We start from the raw sequence: 15,983 nt of genomic DNA, 5'->3' as shown, positions 1-15,983 counted from the left end.
AATCGAATCAACTTTTCGGCAGCACTAATTACCCCAGGCCAAAAGACCTGGGGTAAACGAGGAATCGGTTAAGGGGTGAGAGATCCAAGGTCAGGCTTACCAAGCCTTGGGTTGAAAGCTAAGGTCATTCAAAATCATCATGTCTTCGCCGGATTGGGCCATCACAAACAGCCCTCGCCGATAGGCATAACGGTCGGCCCCGGATTCGATGCCGATGCCTGCAACGGCTCCATAGAGTTGCATATCCGCGTATTCGGGAAAAAACTCGGAGAAGCGCCCTAGATCAGTGATGAAATCCTTGACATCGGCCACGCTGAGGCGGCTTTTCACTTCCACGGCCAGGACGTGCCCCTGGTTCACCACCAGCACATCAATTTCTAGGGTGTCACCTTCGTGGTGCCGTTTGTTTCGCTGGCTGACTTGATCGACAGGAATGCCCCGCTCTAAAAAGAGTCGTTCGCAGGCGGGGGCCACGAGGTCTTCCACAAAGCGCCCCCACGCCCCACCGAGTTCGCTGATTTGCTTGCTCACTTGCCGGTTGACACGACGGTTTTCCTCGATAACCTCCTGGATCTTGCGATCCGTTTCTTGAAACTTGCGGTCAGTTTCTTGGAACTTGCGGTCAGTTTCTTGGAAAAGCCTCAGGATGTCGTCGTAGGTGGGCTGGGGGGTGGCCATGGGAGGAGCGGAAGTAGTTTGAATGTATTGTAGCAGGCGCGTTAAGGGGGCGGCAGGGTGACAGGCGGCCTATTTTTTGGCAGCACAAATTACCCCAGGCCAAGAGACCTGGGGTAAATAGAGGATGAATTTAGGAGAGGGGGAATTAGGTCTTTTACAAGACGGTCGCGAGTGAGGGGCTACCGTTTCCGGGACTGCTGGAAGTGTTGGGCGGTCAGGCGCAAACCTTGATCAACGCTGACGGGAGGTGTCCATCCCAGTAAGGTCTGGGTTTTACTAATGTCAACTTGTAATGAACCACACAACCGCTGAGCTAGGGCAGGTTTACCGATAATCTGGGCAGTAGATTGGATGATGGGCATAGGCACGGGGATCAGGCGGGCGGGTTTATCCAGAGCTTTGGCGAGGCGTCTGAGCAGGTCGGTGGTGGAGAGGTCTTCGTTGTCGCTGACGAGAAAGGTTTGGTTGGCGGCGGCGGGGTGGGTGAGGCAGGTGGTGATTAAGTCAACGAGATTGGGGAGAGCCAGGAGGCTGCGACGGTTGTGGATGGCACCGAGGGGCAGGGGATAGCCCTTATCTAACCAGCGCATGAGGGATAGGAAGTTTGCTTTAACGCCAGGGCCATAGACCAGGGGAGGGCGGATGATGACGACCTCCATTCCTGTAGTTTGAGCAATGTGGCGAAGTTGAACTTCGGCTTCGGCCTTGGATATGCCGTAAGGGTCTTGGGTGTTAGGGCTATCCTGGGCGGTGAAGGGTTGGCCTATAGGAGTGTATTCGCCGTTGACTTTGATGGAACTGAGGTAGATAAAGCGTTTGACCCCGGCTAGGGCGGCTGCCTGGGCGAGGTTAGCGGTAGCGGTGGTGTTGACGGTACGGAAGGCGGCGAGGGGATCGGCTGCGGTGTCCTGCATTTGGTGGACGCGGGCAGCCAGATGCACCACATAGCCTACTTTTTCTAAAGCAATACTTTGAGGGATATCTTGAAGAGAATTAAGAATAATAGGTCGTATTGAACGGGGTAAAGTATCTACTAATTTTTGAGAGCGGTAAATCCCAAGGATATCTTGGCACTCACCTCTTTTAAGAAGTTCAAAACATAGACTCTGACCTACAAAGCCACTTGCACCTGTAACGAGTATGGTGCCATTTTTCATAGTACTTTCCAGCCATGGCTATTGAAGAAGGTTATGGCAGAGCGCAGAAACATAGAAATATGTTTTAATCCTTTGCGAGACGCATAGCCACCATAATGCTCTATTTTCACAGACGGGACATAAGCAATTGGGGAAATTTTTCTGGTTCTTATGCTTATATCAAAATCTTCAAAATACATAAAATATTTCGGGTTAAAGCCTTGCAAAGATTCAAAAACATCTCTACGAAATAACATAAAGCAACCACTTACAAGTTCGGGATTCCAGAATACCTCTTCCTTATCAAGGATATCTCTCATCTCATATTTGGCCAAACGACTAGAGAAAAGCTGTCTAAATCGTCGAGGTAGAAATCCTCGAATCAAAAGATCAAAAATCGATGGATACCTTTTACAAAGGTATAGTTTTTGGCGACTGCTATCAATAGCGCTTGGGGAAAGTAAGCCACAATCTGGATTAGCTTCCATAAAAGATAATGCTGAAGTAAGAGCATCTTTTTCTAAGAGAACATCAGGGTTGAGAACTAAAAAGTAATCTCCCGTAGATTTCTCAAAAGCGAGATTATTCCCTAGCCCGTAACCAACATTGCCATGACCAGTCAAGAACTTTATATTCATTTTCTCATTTATCTGCTCATTTACGAAAAAATGAGGCTTTACACCTGAATGAAAGTCGTTACCGTTGTCTACTAAAAATATTTCAAGATTTGACAGGCGGCCAAATTTTCTTGACTCGTTGCTGCTGAAAATTATGGCTGACAATACTTTTTTTAAAAGATCTATTTCTGGATGATAGGTTACAATCGAAATTGTGATTTTGATTGGCATGGCTTGATTGACTGATGAAATTCATGCAATTGGTCAATTGACTTAACATCTAAAATATACTAATTACTGGAATAATTTTTCTTAGAAAGAATAAAGTTTCCAGTCTTATATACTTAAGAATTGAAAAAAATACAAGGATTGGCAATAATAGATATAGAATTCCTCTTGAATTGCAAACATGAAAATATGCCTGAATTTCTCCTTGTCTCATCTTCCATCGATTTGTGCTTAAACTAGCAGGCTGTTTATGAACATAGGCCAGTTCAATGTTAAGAATAGCAGCTCTGTTCCCAGAACAACATAGCTGCATCCAGAGCAAATGGTCTTCACAATATCGCTGATTTATATTAAAGCGACTATTAATATTTTTCTTTAGCATTACAGATGGTGTAACGAAGGGATTAGAAACTATAACCCTGAAGCAACTAAGAAACTCATTTTGAGACCTTTTATAATCAACTCGTTGATTCTTCTGAGTTCCTAAAGAGTCGAAAACAGTAGATTTATTTGATGAGGTTGTACTTTCGTCAACGATAACGTTCAAATGCCCACATAGCGAAATCTCTGGATGTTCTAGCATCCATGAGTATTGAAAAAAAACTTTCTGATGATGCCAAGTATCATCAGAATCTAAAAATGCTATGTAGTTTTCTTGTGCTAAGTTCCACCCAGTGTTCCTTGAGAAACTAGGTCCTCGATTCACAGTGTTTTTAACTAGCTTGACGGGAACATAAGGATGATCCGTTATGAATTCTTTTATTATCTTTACAGTGTTATCAGTACTACAGTCATCTATACAAATTATCTCCTTAACAGGTAGGGTCTGTTCTTTCACTGAGCATAGAGCTCTCAGAATAGTCTTTTCTGAATTGAAGCATGGGATAATTACGGACACTGATGCTTTTTCCATTGACATATATCATGTAAATAAAAACAATAAATGTTGGCCATGCTGTCATGTAGTAGTAATTAAATCCGTACAGATATATTGCTAGGACGGCTACATTATTAAACCGTCCTAGCTTTGACAGAAAATAGCAATACCCCAAAAAACCTAATAGGCCGAAGTTTACTACCAGAGAGGATATATTAGAGAAGCCTCTTCTGATAGTTACTTCTTCAGGGACATTGAAGACTCCTAAAAACATCTCAGGAGCAGAAGAACGTAGATACCAATCCAGACCGCCATACCTAGCAGAAAATGTTCCTCCAATATCTAGTGCTACTATGGATTGATAGTAAGTGTAAACAAAAATGGTATGAATAAAAAATACAAAAAGCATATAGCTAAAAAGATTAAGTTTTAAGAGCTTTTTCCAAAGGAGAAATCCAGTAATTCCCAAAGCAGCATAAATCGATATGTACGAAAAGCTAATGATGTAGCCTATTATGCATAGAAATTTGATTATTGTCTTTTTTGTGATAAAGAAATATACACCAACAGTAAAGGCAAAATATGACGGCTCTGAGGTTAGGGATGCGACTCTCAATATTCCTCCGCGCGTATCATATGCACCTCCTTGACCAGATGCTCCGATCTGTTCAAAGAGTCCCGTTGCATATCCGATATTGCCAGTGATAATGGCAATATACTGGAATACACCATATATAACTAGAATTGCAACCGAGACATCAATGACTTGATGCAACTTTTCTTCGCTACAGAAGGCTTTAAGATATAGGAAGTAAAGAAATAATATAATAAATCTGATTAGATCTATAAATAGATAAGGTTTCAAAAGGATTGCTATAATGGATAGCCCAAGAAAGCCTATAATTAGCAATATTATTTTTTTGGGGTACTTCAGCTTTTTTCTTAAGAGCAGGAAAAGGATTGCCAGAAAGGAAGGATAAAAAGCTAATCCGAATACGTTTATCGAGAATATTGTCCACAGGGAGAAAAGTAAAAGTGTTTGATGCATTGTTCAAAATATCTTCACATTTTAAATAGCTTTTTTAAGTGCAGACCTATACTTAGAAAGAATCATGAATTGGGAAGCAAGTACTCAATCACTTTAATTCTCAGTAGCAGTAGTTCGACAATGATAGGCAAATATCCTAACTCCAACAAAATAAGCTTTAACTCCGTTAATCTAGCAAGACTGTTAGAAGATGCACCACCATCTGAAAAATGGGTAATTAGCATGTTGATATTTAAAAATCGAAAATTTTGAGTCCTTAGAATCTTGAAGAATTTAAAATCAGATGCGATCTTATAATCAGTATCAAACCATTCTAGATTGGACACCGAACTAACACGAACAAAGCTGGTTGGTTGGTAAGCAGGCATAGAAGTAGGTAGAAAGTTATGACCAACTCTACAAACGCTTTTTCCACTACTTTTGTGAACCAACAAAGAGCCGTGGTATAAGTCATATCCAGGGTTGTCCTTGATCTTAGAAACAACTCTTGAAATTACATTCTTTTCAAAATAATCATCGCTATTTAGATGTATTACGTATTCTCCCTTAGTGCAAAGAACCCCCTTATTCATTGCATCATAGATGCCCTTATCTGGCTCACTCACCCAATAATCTATGGCGTGTTCATAATGCCTAACGATATCCAGGGTTGAATCTGTGCTGCCACCATCAATGATAATATATTCAATGTTGTCATAGTCTTGATTGATGACGCTTAGGATTGTCCTCTCTAAATACTTCTCTCCGTTAAAAACGACGGTGACAACAGTTACTAAAGGATTTTCAGGAAGGCTGACTTTAAAGTAACCTTGGGTTCTTAGGCCACCTTCTCCTTTTCTGTCATCAATAAATGGTAAAAATAGAAGGGTTTCAGGGTAACAGTAATTTTCTTCAGCGACAGACAGAACCTTTGTGCTGACTAGGCGTGTGGTGCTGTATTGTTCGTTTAATAAAAATAACTCAAGATTTTCCATTTACTTTCATACTTTTAATGTCTGTATATCGGAGCTAAGTAACTAATGCTGCTGTCTATTTACTTGAACAGGAATTTCGCTGGTTTACTACTACATTAGTTGATCGTGGAAAGATTCTTCCCAGTGGCATAGAAACTCATTAAGCTCACTCCAGGTTTTGGCTTTATCCAAGACCGAATAGGCTGGTCGTTGGGCGGCGGTGGGAAATTCGGCGGTCGTAATTGGAATAACGGGGATAGAGTGATCTAACAAGCCCAGTTTACGCCCATGGCGTTGAATTGCCACCGCAAAATCATACCAACTGGCGACCCCGGCATCGGTGACATGATAAATCCCTCGCCAATCCTGAGCCAGCCCTTGCCAGAGTGTTGTCGCTAGGGTGTGGGTTGCTGTTGGGGTTCCAATCTGATCCGCCACTACCCGCACCTCGTCACGTTCCGCCATCAGCCGCAGCATCGTGGTAACAAAATTCCGGTTGATGCCATCATAAACCCAAGCCGTGCGCACAATCAGCGCCTGATCCCCAAGGTGGGATTGAACCGCTTTTTCTCCTTCTAGCTTGCTTGCGCCATAGACATTGATCGGATTTGGCACCGCATCGGGAGGGTAGGGGGTTGAGGCTTGGCCATCAAACACAAAGTCGGTGGAAATATGAAGAAGCCGCCCTCCCGTTTTGGCCAGAGCAGCAGCCAAATATCCAGGCGCATCGCCATTAACCGCAAAGGCTAAGTCTGGTTCCGATTCGGCCCGATCAACAGCGGTGTAGGCGGCAGCGTTGATCACCCAATCGGGCTGGAGATCAGCAATGAAAGACTCCACGGCGGTGCGATGGGTAATATCTAGTTGGTGTCGATCCAGCGCTATCACCCTATAGCCAAGGGGAACAGTAGCTCTCAGGGCTTGCCCCAGTTGGCCATTGGCCCCTGTAATCAGGATTTTGCAACTTGGTGATGAGACTTGGGAGGGTATCGGTAATTCTGAGGTCATCGCTTCACCTCGCCATAGCAAGGCAATTGATCCTCGCTCAGATCCGCAAGGTAGGCAGCTTGGGCGTCTTTATCGGACAACTGCGGATTCGCCAAAGGCCAGTTGATATTGATCGCTGGGTCATCCCATCGCAGGCTCACCTCAGAGTCACGGTGATAAAAGTCTGTGCATTTATAGGCAAATAAGGCCGTTTCGCTGAGGACACAAAAGCCGTGGGCAAACCCCTCAGGTATCCAAAGCTGTCTCTGATTTTGGGCCGATAGCACTTCCCCTGCCCATTGCCCAAAGGTTGGAGATCCCACCCGCACATCGACCGCTACATCAAAGACCTCCCCTTGCAGCACATAGACGAGTTTGCCTTGGGGATGGGGCCACTGAAAATGGAGCCCACGCAAGATTCCCTGCTGAGAAAACGACAGGTTATCCTGCACAAAGTGGGGGCCAATGTGATGATCAGCGTAGCGATTTGCATGGTAAGTCTCTAGGAAAAATCCCCGCTGATCCCGGTGAACTTGGGGTTCCACGAGCTTAACTTCAGAGAGTTGAGTGGCCGAAACTTTCATCGTGTAGGCAGGGGAGAATACAAAGCAGGATACGGATCGCAGCTAGAGATTCAGCGTTGGGTTGGGTTGACTCAACTGCCGCAGATACTGACCATAGCCGTTTTTGGCCAGCTTATCCGCGAGTCCTGCCAGTTGATCTGAGGTAATCCAGCCCTTGTTGTAGGCAATTTCCTCGAGGCAGGCGATTTTTAGCCCCTGGCGGTGTTCTAGAGTTTGGACAAACTGGGCTGCCTCTAGCAAACTGTCGTGGGTGCCCGTATCGAGCCAAGCAAAGCCTCGCCCCAATCGCTCTACCCGCAACTGCCCCAGGGATAGGTAGGTCAAGTGGATATCGGTAATCTCTAACTCACCCCTAGCCGAGGGGCGCAGTTGTTTGGCGATCTCAACGACCTGGTTGTCGTAGAAATACAATCCGGTCACAGCGTAATCCGACTTAGGCTTCTGGGGTTTTTCCTCTAGAGAAAGAACCGTACCATTGGCATCAAATTCCACCACACCAAAGCGTTCCGGATCCTTGACTTGGTAGCCAAAGACCGTGGCTCCTCCCTGATAAGTGACGGTCTTTGCGGCCTGGTGGAGTTGTGCCGTGAAGCTTTGGCCATAGAAAATATTGTCACCTAGGGCCAAGCAAACGGAGTCCTGGCCGATAAAGGACTCGCCGATCAGAAACGCCTGAGCCAGACCATCGGGGTTAGGCTGGACAGCGTAGCTTAATTCAATGCCCCACTGCTGCCCCGTACCCAATAATCGCCGAAAGGCTGGCTCGTCCTGGGGAGTCGTGATCACCAAGATTTCCCGTACATCCGCCAGCATCAAGACCGATAGTGGATAGTACACTAACGGCTTATCGTAAATGGGCAGCAGTTGTTTAGAAGCACCCAGGGTGATGGGATAAAGGCGGCTACCAGATCCACCCGCTAGCAAGATTCCTTTCACGCAAGTACCGAGGGAGAAGACCTTTCAGAATGGGATCCATTCCACGACCCAGTTTTCAATCGAGACTGAGCCAGCTAAAGATTACTTGAGCAGATAACTCGAGCATCGACAAGGAATCGAGTATAGGCAATGCGTCTTTGTCAGATTTGAGTTCGGGGAATTGCTGGGGCTTCAAGATCAGAACCGATTCGTCTTTTGGATCAATCAGCCAAGCTAACTGAGTTCCGGCCTGGAGACAGACCATGATTTTCTTGATAACCTTATTAGCTGATTGGTCTGGGGACAAAATCTCGATCACCCAATCGGGATAGGTATCCACGCGGTTGGCGATTCTACCCGTTTCTGTTTTGGGGATGCGCTCCCAGCGAAACACGCTAATATCAGGCACTAGGGAGCGACCGTTGATATTGCACCGTAGCTCGGTGAAGGCATGGGCTAGCTTCTGGGGTAAAGCCACCTGGTTGATGGTGGTACCTAAACGGATTTGAAGGACACTATGCTCTCCCTGGGGCACGGGCTTTGGCTCAATGTTGCCGTCAATGTATTCAGCGTAGGGTTTAGCCTCTGGCAATGCCAAAAATTCCTCTAAGGTTAGAGCCGACTTGACAGTTGAGGTGGCGATCACGATCTAGACTCCCCAGAGTTAGGGTCTCCACAAGATTGACCTCAGTTTAACGCGATTCTCTGGTTGCAACTCCTTATTCCCAAGGCTTGGCCATCGGTCAAGATGGAGCGGATGAATGAACTAAGTTAGGGTTAACCCTAGGCGCTGGCGGTCGTAGGTATTGGATAAGGCTTGTTCGCACCAGTCACGATTGGCCAGATACCAGGCGACTGTTTTACGCAGACCACTGGTAAACGTCTCCTGGGGTTGCCAGCCCAGTTCCCGCTGAATTTTACTGGCATCAATGGCGTAGCGCTGGTCATGGCCAGGGCGATCTGCGACGTGGGTAATTAAGTCGGCATAGCGCAAAACGCCTGGGGGTTTGTGGGGGGCGAGTTCTTCTAGTAGGTCGCAGATGTGGTGAACCACGTCAATATTGCGCACCTCGTTGTGGCCACCGATGACGTAGGTTTCGCCCGGTCGGCCTTGGGTGAGTACGGCATAAAGGGCACGGGCATGATCCTCCACATAGAGCCAATCCCGAATTTGCTCTCCTTGGCCATAGACGGGGAGCGGTTTGCCCTCTAGGGCGTTGAGAATCATCAGGGGAATCAGTTTTTCTGGGAAGTGGTAGGAGCCGTAGTTATTGGAGCAGTTGGTGATGAGGATGGGAAGGCCGTAGGTGCGATGCCACGCCCGCACCAGGTGGTCGGAACTGGCCTTACTGGCGGAATAGGGGGAACTGGGGGCGTAGGGGGTGGTTTCGGTAAAGTAGCCCTCGCGTTCCTCTAGATCGCCAAAGACTTCATCGGTGGAAATATGGTGAAACCGGAACTGGGCTTTGGTCTCTGGTTCTAGATCTTGCCAGTACCGACGAGCGGCCTCCAGAAGCGTGTAGGTGCCAACGATGTTGGTGTGAATGAAGGCCGCTGGGCCATCAATGGAGCGATCCACATGGGTTTCGGCGGCTAGGTGCAAGATAGCGGTGGGGTGATAGGCATCAAAAATACGGGTGAGTGCAGCAGCATCGCAGATATCAGCCTGCTCGAAGTAGTAGCGAGAGGAGTCGGTAATGGGCTGGAGGGATTCGAGGTTGCCTGCGTAGGTGAGCTTATCGAGGTTGATGACGGTGTGGGGCGTGTGCTGGATCAAATAGCGGACAACGGCAGAGCCGATAAATCCGGCTCCTCCGGTTATCAGCAGTCGCCTAGCGGGCGTGAGGGGGATGGTCATGGGTAATCGTGAGAGCCTGATTGACTGACAAAACTTGTGGAACCCAAATCCGTCAAAGGATCAGGTCTCCTGACCCCTACAGCATTTGTCGGGCTAGGAATCGGGGGTTTCTAACCCGGACTTGGGATTAATCCCTATACTCCCGCAAGAAGGCGACAAAATCCGCTAGGGCTGATCGGGTGTCTCCCTCTGGGGCAAGTTGATGTTGTAGTTGGAGAATAATCCATCGATTTTGGACTCCATCTCGGCGCACCGCGCGTTCTTTTTCCTTGTCTGCAAGATCATCGCGTCGAGATTCTCGTTCTCTTGCTCGTCGTCTTTCTTCCTCTGCTCGTAGGCACTCATCTTTCGTCTGTGCTCGGCTTCGGCGTTCACGCTGGCCCGCGCTAGCGCCTAATTTGTCGAGGTGCCCGGTTTCGAGCTGGGAGAGTACCCATTGGATGCCGTGGGCGAGTGCTTAGGTATCAAAGGCTGGGGCGAGCTAGTCACGCCGTAGAAAGATTCCATCCACTTGCAAAGACTGCCCTGTATGCGGGTCAGTAAAACCTTTTTGCAGCGCCCAAAGCATAAAGCCTTCAGCTTCTAGGCGATTAATGATATCGAGCCAAAGGTGCTGACCATCGTAAAGAGGCACTAACGACAGCTCGCAGAGGACACCCCGTGCCCGCTTCAGGGTCTCGCTGGCACCGTCCAGGACTTGCCACTCATAGCCTTGGGTGTCGATTTTGATAAACAAATTTGAATCAGGCTCAAGATAGAGGTTTGCTACGCTATCTAGACACGAAATTGGTACTTTCTCAGAAGATACATACACTGATTCAGGGGATGCGTTGGAATGTGATTTTAGCATTGGTAATACGGACGATGATACTGAGTTACCAGCGATGTTGATTTCAATCTCACCATCATGATCACCAATGGCGCATTGACTATGGATAAACCAGTTATTATCCTGCCTAGCCAACTTAACAAGCTTTTCCCTTGCGGTAGACAAGGGTTCAAAGCTAATAATTTTTCCTGGATAGCCATCATCTCGAACTCCCTTCGCGAATTGCCCTTCATTTGCACCAATATCAAGAATTACATTAATATGGGCTACCTCAAGTACTTTGTTTAACTGTGCTGCTGGTGATGTAGCAGGATGATAACGACTAACCTCAATATTAAATTTTCTAGCTATTTTCTTGATGTTTTTTTTCATCTTTCTTTCTAGATAATGTTTTCAGGGGATATTTGTAGGTAGTGCATTAATCTACAGGTCAGAGAAAAAACAGCCAAAAAACAGCAAGCTACTGACGTAAGGCCTTTAGGGTCGCCTGATTATTCTCTAGCCTGTACGAAATAGGACTATCAAGAGCGGATGACCTTGCTTGGCCAACTTCTCCCGGAGGCTGTGATTGTAATCATGGATGAACAACCAGATGGCCCCGATGTGATTCTCGAGCTTCTTGGAGAACGACAGGGTCTTTCTCACCAGTCGTGCGCCTCGCTGCCTCAGGGTGTTGTTCAAGCGCTCGATGTAACTGGTCAGTCCACTGTCTTTACCCACGGCCTCATGACGTTTGCTCGGAATCACCGTGACATAGGCTTCCCAGAAGCCCGTATCGACTTTGGCGCATTGGCGATACACCGCTGGCAGGGATTCCCAGAGTGCCTTCGCTGAAGCCCGAGAACGGTTACCGATGTGACACCCAATCACTTCCCGGGTCTCGGCATCAATGGCGAGCCAGACCCATTGCTGGTTCCCTTTATGATCCATAAACGACCACAGTTCATCCATCTGCACCTTCAGAGAGCCTTTCGGTTTGGGGACAACCTCTGCGACTTGGGGCACCGCCTCGTAGGTCGCATTAGCCTGACCTTGCACCCAACTCTCCGAGGTCTCCGTTGCTCGGGCAATGCCCGAGCAACGGGATCTTTTCGTGTAACAACCGATTCACCAGTTCCTTCGTCTCCTTCGGTTTCGGTTGCCATTGCGGATTTTCCACGAACTGACGACCACAGTCCCAACACTTGTAATTTTGCTTCCCCCGATGGCTGGTTCCGTTCTTGGAGATGTCGTGAGACCCACAGGTTGAACAGGTCATTTCGATGGTCATGGGCTGCTCCTCCCTGCGGTATCGTGGTGGTGTGGTCTGATTTTCCTCCGTCCCAGGCATTAATGCACTACCGACATGGCAAAGCCTCTGAGATATGCAATTCCAGCGTCTCATGTCACCTCACCTTTTCCCCTTCGGGTCACGAGGTTTCAAGCCTTTCACCCACTTCTGTCGGGCACTGGTTTCTAAAAGTATGATTCTTGATTCCTCGTTACCCAAAGTCCTTGCATAGCATGGGTTTCAAAAGACATCCCACTTTAGTAGTCCAGTGCCGGAGCGGTTGAGTCAGCCATCAAACAAATTGGGCGTCGAGTGCAGATATCAGGAGCGCAATGGAAGCGAGAGAACGTTCCACAGGTGTTAGCTCATCGCTGTGCTTATCTCAATGGCTTGATTGGTTCACCGCTACCTACAATTAAGCATAATTGCTTATTGTAAAGGTGACATGCTCCCCAGAGCGGTTTATTACCGACAAGGTCTATTGTGGTTATCGATCTAGTAGTACATTAATGAACTAAACCCTCTTAAAGAGAGTAAAAGTTTATCCAACACTCAACTTACCTCTTACACGGAAGGCGTTTTATCAGAATTACAGCATTGGTGAGCTTTGATTTTTTCAAAAAAGAGGTGGGCCATTCTTCCCCATAAGCGAAGCTAACATAAAATACAAATGGAAACCTCCACCTTTGAAGGGAATTAAAAATAGCCATAGAAGTTGTCTTGCATAAGCCTTAAACGTCAAGGGCTTTATCTGAAAAAGACTTTTGTAAGCACTTCTTATATTACCCTCTTTCCAATAAAAGTGTAAAACAGCTTGATGCCCCATGTTTAACCACTTGGTTTTATGTGACTCATACTCTTCAGAGTACTCTGGGTACAGACTATCTAGCTTCAGAAATATATAATGTATTTCATCTGGAAAAGGAATAACCTCGTAGGTCTTGTGGGTATTATTATCATGAAGTCGATAATAACATAATACCTGATTAACCAAAGTCATTTTCCAGTCAACAGCTAAACGAAGAAACAAGTCGGCTTCTTCAGTTATATTAAGTGTTGCATCAAACCAGTGATCCAAGGCATGTAAAGAGTCTGCACGAATTATTGCTGAACTCAATGTAATAAAATAATCTGACAAAATATCATTAAAGGTGTACATACTCTTTAATGCTTGCTGGGGGAGAATTGCAACCCTACCCTCTTGAATGTCTCTTTGCTTGATATAGCCTGCATTGCTAATCACTATCCCAACACTTGAGTTCTCCAAGAATAGTGGTATCTGTAGTTCTAACTTATTCGGCATCCATACATCATCACAATCTAAAAAAGCTAAAAACTCACCTTCGGCGTACTTACATGCAATATTCCTTGACTCTCCTAGTTTAATAGTCAAAGGATTACGGAAATATTTTAGTCGATTATCATAACTGTTCGCAATGACAGCAGTTTGATCCACTGATGCATTGTCTACAAAAATAATTTCCCAGTTAGGATAGGTCTGTGCATATACAGAGTTGATCGCTTCTCTCAAATAGCGTTCACCGTTATAGCAATTGATAATAACGCTTACTAATGGATAATCTTCCCGATCTTTATTCATGGTTCATCCGTAAGGGTTGAGTATTGACTTCTGGCATTTTTTAGTAGCTCGATAATTTCTTGCTAATTAAGTCGATTTGTTCTGTTGATACGTCAGGATGCAATGGTAGAGTCATTAGTGTTGGATATACTTGATCTGTAACTGGTAATTCATAGTTAGAACTGGGAGAAAACAAGGATAAATGATGGTTGGGTTGATAATGTAACCCTGTTTGAATACCAAAATTTAACAGATTTTGACGAAGGGAGTCTCTAGAAATTTCATTTGCTACACAAATGGGGTAAATATGGGGTACCACTTCCTCATAATTATGGACTAAGGGAGTTACCAAAGAAAGACTAGTCAACTTTTTATCGTAGTAACGAGCTAGGTTTTGACGTTTCTCAGCCAATTCAGGGAAACGCAGCAACTGTACTCGCCCGATCGCTGCCATTATGTCGCTCATGTGATATCGCCAGCCCTGGGCTGTAACATTAAAGTCCCAGCTGCGTTGTCCTTGAAAGCGTTTCTCTGTATCTTTTTCTACTCCTAGTAAGCGGGCATCACGCACACGAGCCATCACCTCTTCGTCGTTAGAGACAATACACCCCCCCTCCCCGGAGGTAAGGTTTTTAATCCCGTCAAAGCTAAAGCAGGTGACATCCCCAAAACTACCCACTAATTGACCGTGATATCTGGTTCCAAAGGCATGAGCAGCATCTTCTATTACTCTAAGCCCGTAGTGACTGGCAAAATCATAAATCTCATCCAGTTTTCCCACGCCCCCACTATAGTGAACAGGCATCACTGCCTTTGTTCGAGATGTAATGCGCTTTTCAGCGTCTCTCCAGTCCAGCGTTAAAGTTTCGGGGTCAATATCGCAAGGTATGGGAGTTGCTCCCGTTGCCGTAATGGACTGGAAAGAAGCAACGTACGTTAAGGATTGAACTAAAACCTCATCACCTCTACTAATCCCACAGGCTTGCAGAGCCAGGTGCAGTGCAGCAGTGCCGTTGACTACGCAGGCAACGGGCCGCTTAAACAGGCTAGTCAGTTCTTGCTCAAAGAGGTTGACTTCCTGACCCATGCCCAAAAATTCACGGTCTAGAACTGCCATGACAGCTTGCTTTTCTGCGTCGGTGAGGCAAGATTTAGAAAGTCTGATCAATGATGGTGATTCTGAGAGCATATTATCGACTCCAAGGCGCTTTGCCGCTTTGCCAGAGGCTTTCTAGTAGATCGCGATCACGCTTAGTGTCCATACATTGCCAGAATCCCTCATGCTGATAAGCCATCAGCTCACCTAAGGCGGTTGCTTTCTCTAAGGGTTCAGCTTCTAGCACGGTATCCTCCCCTGCAATTAAATCAAAAAATTCAGGTTCCACCACAAAAAAACCTCCATTAATCCATCCCTGGCGAACTTGAGGTTTTTCTTGAAAAGAAATGACTTGACCATCAGAAATTTCTAATTCGCCAAAACGAGCCGAGGGTCTTACTGCGGTGACTGTAACCATACGACCATGCCTGCGATGGTAAGCCAGCAAATCATCTAGATTAATGTCGGCTAAACCATCTCCGTAGCTTAGGAAACAGGTTTCGTTCCCAATCAGGGCTTGAAGTTGTTTGATCCGTCCCCCAGTCATACTGTTGATTCCAGTATATACAAGGCTAACCTGCCAATCAATTTCTTTTTTCATCAAGGTCGTCACCTTTCCTGTGCCAAGATTGATGGTAAAGTCAGCATTGAGAGCAGGATAGTTGAGAAAATACTGCTTAATCACATCTGCTTTATAACCGCAGGCGATATAAAAGTTTTTATGGTCGTAGTCAGCAAAGAGTTGCATGATATGCCAAAGAATAGGCTGGCTACCGATGGGAACCATTGGTTTAGGCAAAATCTCAGTATATTCAGCCAGTCTAGTGCCAAAACCGCCAGCGAGAAGAATAACTTTCATGAGTTTAACGTCCAATCAAATGGGACAAAGTTAAGTTCAGCCCGATCAATTTCTTCTGGGTCGTGTTCAAGATCGGCGAGGTTCAGCAAAAGATTGAGTTCTTGACTCAAACCTTGAAATGCCATCCAAATCCTCGGAGGAACAGTGAGACGCTGATAATTTTCGGGAGAAACAATCGTAGATTCAATTTTTCCCTGAGTTGAGGAGTTTGGGCGATCATCGTATAATACAAAACGAATAGATCCACTGGGAACAACAAGATTGAGAGTCATCCGGTTATGGCGTTTCCAAGGCTTGATGACACCATAATGAATGGTGGAAAAATAGGCTTCACCAAACGCCACATAACCTGGATCCGAGGATTTGATCCCATGCAAAACATCACCTGCATCCAAGGAAATGCGGCGAAGCGGAGTCAAAAGTACACCATCTAACATAGTGGAAAGATTATTGAAGTCACATAGAAGAA

Annotated in this window: 18 protein-coding genes; all 18 read right to left on the bottom strand. The window is 46.0% G+C overall.

Annotated elements, in window-relative coordinates; genetic code table 11:
• Positions 1–96: 96 nt before the first annotated feature.
• Complete coding sequence (locus tag H6G62_RS01170) at positions 97–678, bottom strand: DUF3782 domain-containing protein (RefSeq protein ID WP_190492279.1); 582 nt, start codon at positions 676–678, stop codon at positions 97–99.
• A 179-nt stretch (positions 679–857) separates the two neighbouring features.
• Positions 858–1,835 carry an SDR family oxidoreductase gene (locus H6G62_RS01165; protein ID WP_190492278.1) on the bottom strand — a complete coding sequence of 326 codons (978 nt, stop codon included), beginning with the start codon at positions 1,833–1,835 and terminating at the stop codon, positions 858–860.
• Positions 1,832–2,662, bottom strand: a complete 831-nt coding sequence (locus tag H6G62_RS01160; RefSeq protein ID WP_190492277.1) for a glycosyltransferase family 2 protein — start codon at positions 2,660–2,662, stop codon at positions 1,832–1,834. Before H6G62_RS01160 ends, H6G62_RS01165 begins: the two co-directional genes overlap by 4 nt.
• A 49-nt stretch (positions 2,663–2,711) precedes the next feature.
• Positions 2,712–3,497 (bottom strand): glycosyltransferase family 2 protein, encoded by a 786-nt coding sequence (locus tag H6G62_RS01155; RefSeq protein WP_347239265.1) that lies wholly within the window; start codon positions 3,495–3,497, stop codon positions 2,712–2,714.
• Positions 3,472–4,584 carry a hypothetical protein gene (locus H6G62_RS01150; protein ID WP_190492275.1) on the bottom strand — a complete coding sequence of 371 codons (1,113 nt, stop codon included), beginning with the start codon at positions 4,582–4,584 and terminating at the stop codon, positions 3,472–3,474. The genes H6G62_RS01155 and H6G62_RS01150 overlap by 26 nt, the downstream gene beginning before the upstream one ends.
• Positions 4,585–4,646: 62 nt before the next feature.
• Positions 4,647–5,558 (bottom strand): glycosyltransferase family 2 protein, encoded by a 912-nt coding sequence (locus H6G62_RS01145; protein WP_190492274.1) that lies wholly within the window; start codon positions 5,556–5,558, stop codon positions 4,647–4,649.
• Positions 5,559–5,648: 90 nt separating this feature from the next.
• Positions 5,649–6,545, bottom strand: coding sequence for a dTDP-4-dehydrorhamnose reductase (rfbD, locus tag H6G62_RS01140; RefSeq protein WP_190492273.1), 897 nt, complete (start codon positions 6,543–6,545; stop codon positions 5,649–5,651).
• On the bottom strand, positions 6,542–7,108 hold the full coding sequence (rfbC, locus tag H6G62_RS01135) for a dTDP-4-dehydrorhamnose 3,5-epimerase (RefSeq protein WP_190492272.1): 567 nt from the start codon (positions 7,106–7,108) through the stop codon (positions 6,542–6,544). Before rfbC ends, rfbD begins: the two co-directional genes overlap by 4 nt.
• 42 nt (positions 7,109–7,150) lie before the next feature.
• Positions 7,151–8,044, bottom strand: coding sequence for a glucose-1-phosphate thymidylyltransferase RfbA (rfbA, locus tag H6G62_RS01130; protein WP_190492271.1), 894 nt, complete (start codon positions 8,042–8,044; stop codon positions 7,151–7,153).
• 55 nt (positions 8,045–8,099) lie between these two features.
• Positions 8,100–8,669 (bottom strand): Uma2 family endonuclease, encoded by a 570-nt coding sequence (locus tag H6G62_RS01125; RefSeq protein ID WP_190492270.1) that lies wholly within the window; start codon positions 8,667–8,669, stop codon positions 8,100–8,102.
• Between the two features lie 120 nt (positions 8,670–8,789).
• Entirely contained in the window at positions 8,790–9,881 is a 1,092-nt protein-coding gene (gene rfbB, locus H6G62_RS01120; protein ID WP_190492269.1) for a dTDP-glucose 4,6-dehydratase, read from the bottom strand.
• Positions 9,882–10,046: 165 nt separating this feature from the next.
• Positions 10,047–10,256: a hypothetical protein gene (locus H6G62_RS01115; protein WP_190492268.1), complete on the bottom strand. Its 210-nt coding sequence runs from the start codon at positions 10,254–10,256 to the stop codon at positions 10,047–10,049.
• 106 nt (positions 10,257–10,362) lie between these two features.
• Complete coding sequence (locus H6G62_RS01110; protein ID WP_190492267.1) at positions 10,363–11,082, bottom strand: FkbM family methyltransferase; 720 nt, start codon at positions 11,080–11,082, stop codon at positions 10,363–10,365.
• Between the two features lie 126 nt (positions 11,083–11,208).
• A protein-coding gene (locus H6G62_RS01105; protein WP_199324663.1) for an IS1 family transposase occupies positions 11,209–11,968 on the bottom strand; the annotation gives its coding sequence in 2 pieces (ribosomal slippage) (positions 11,209–11,787 and positions 11,789–11,968; 759 coding nt in all).
• A gap of 628 nt (positions 11,969–12,596) precedes the next feature.
• Entirely contained in the window at positions 12,597–13,580 is a 984-nt protein-coding gene (locus H6G62_RS01100; RefSeq protein WP_190492266.1) for a glycosyltransferase family 2 protein, read from the bottom strand.
• A gap of 40 nt (positions 13,581–13,620) precedes the next feature.
• Complete coding sequence (locus H6G62_RS01095) at positions 13,621–14,748, bottom strand: DegT/DnrJ/EryC1/StrS family aminotransferase (RefSeq protein ID WP_190492265.1); 1,128 nt, start codon at positions 14,746–14,748, stop codon at positions 13,621–13,623.
• A gap of 1 nt (position 14,749) precedes the next feature.
• Entirely contained in the window at positions 14,750–15,514 is a 765-nt protein-coding gene (gene rfbF, locus H6G62_RS01090; protein ID WP_190492264.1) for a glucose-1-phosphate cytidylyltransferase, read from the bottom strand.
• Positions 15,511–15,951: a dTDP-4-dehydrorhamnose 3,5-epimerase family protein gene (locus tag H6G62_RS01085; protein WP_190492263.1), complete on the bottom strand. Its 441-nt coding sequence runs from the start codon at positions 15,949–15,951 to the stop codon at positions 15,511–15,513. The genes rfbF and H6G62_RS01085 overlap by 4 nt, the downstream gene beginning before the upstream one ends.
• Positions 15,952–15,983: the final 32 nt, after the last annotated feature.

It is taken from the genome of Phormidium sp. FACHB-1136 (assembly GCF_014697375.1).
Lineage (GTDB): Bacteria > Cyanobacteriota > Cyanobacteriia > Phormidesmidales > Phormidesmidaceae > Nodosilinea.
This window is presented reverse-complemented; position numbering and strand designations above follow the sequence as displayed.